Raw genomic sequence first — 1,453 nt, 5'->3', positions numbered from 1 at the left:
TTTTTTTTTTTTTTTATTTATAATTATTTTAAGTTTGAATTTACCAAACTAAAAAAATATTAAAGAAAGGATAAAAAAATTAAGTTTGAATTTACCAAACTAAAAAAATATTAAAGAAAGGATAAAAAAATGTCGTTCAAAGATTATTATCAAAAAAATAAAAAAATAATTAATATTTGTTTGATATCAGGTTTGGTTCTTATAATTTTAGGAATTTTAATTATATTAGACAGAAATTCATTTAAACAAGATAAAGAGTTAAAATTACAACAACCTACATCAAGATACGAAATCCGAACAGATAATATAAGAGATGATGAATATAATACAGAAATGATTAAACAAACAATTTCGACATATAACAATAAAAATCTTTTAATAAAAAAAGAAATAATAGAAAATTCGTTTGATATTGAAAAAAATAAAAATAAAGAAACAAAAAAATTTAACAACAGAGATACGATATTAAAAAATTATGAATATAATAAAAACGATTTACGTATTCAAAAAGATAAGGTTGTTTATGGTGGAAATAAAAAAATAATATCTTATTCATATAATAACTCTAATAAATTAAAATCAAAAAAAATTTTTTTCCAAAATGAACCTGATAAACCTACAGAAATTACTGATTATGAATACGACATATTAAATAGATTATCAAATATTTCAAAAACAACATTTAGTGGCGATTTTAAAATAACTAATAAAACAACATTTAAGTATAAAGATGACACTAATAAAAAAATAAAAATAATATTTAACAACGATAACAATTATATTGATTATGTTTATGATCAAACAGGTAATTTGATTGAAAAAAATTTTTTTACAAAAAACTCCCAAGAAGAAAGTGAAAAACTAACTCAAAAAATAAAATATGATTATGTTGATAATAAATTAGATTCAAAAGAAAAAACAGAAAATTTTGGAAAAACAAATCAAACAATAAACAAAACATTTATTCATTACGACCAAGAAAACAATATAATAAGAAAAGATTATCAAAATAATCCAGAAAATATAAATTATAGTATATTCACAAGATTAGGTCAAAAGTTAAAATAAAGGTAACAAAATCCATAAAATGAAAATAATAAAAAAAATTAATTATATCAAAATATTAATTGGTTTATTTATTTTATATACAATTATCAAATTCGCTGTTAAAATTTCTTTTATTCAAGAAACAATTTTTATTTATAAGTTGTTTTTAATATTTCTTCAATATTTTAATTTTTTCTTAGATATTACTAAAGAAATTTATCCTTTGATTTTCACTGTTTATATTTTTAATATCCTTTATAAATCTTCAGGTCAATTAAACACTAATCCTGAAGTTTCAGATAAACAAAAATCTCTTTTTACTTTAAAAGATGTCGCTGGAAACAAAGAAGAAAAAGAAGAGATGAAAGAATTAATTGATTTCTTAAACAATCCACACAAATATCAA

Annotated in this window: 1 protein-coding gene and 1 pseudogene; both read left to right on the top strand. The window is 18.7% G+C overall.

Annotation, left to right across the window (positions count from 1 at the left end; all coding sequences use genetic code 11):
• Positions 1-129: 129 nt before the first annotated feature.
• Complete coding sequence (locus AB6A63_RS02230; protein ID WP_370431063.1) at positions 130-1,068, top strand: hypothetical protein; 939 nt, start codon at positions 130-132, stop codon at positions 1,066-1,068.
• A gap of 19 nt (positions 1,069-1,087) precedes the next feature.
• Positions 1,088-1,453, top strand: a pseudogene (locus AB6A63_RS02225) (hypothetical protein); the annotation flags it as partial.

Source organism: 'Camptotheca acuminata' phytoplasma, assembly GCF_041276565.1.
Classification (GTDB): domain Bacteria; phylum Bacillota_I; class Bacilli_A; order Acholeplasmatales; family Acholeplasmataceae; genus Phytoplasma.
This window is presented reverse-complemented; position numbering and strand designations above follow the sequence as displayed.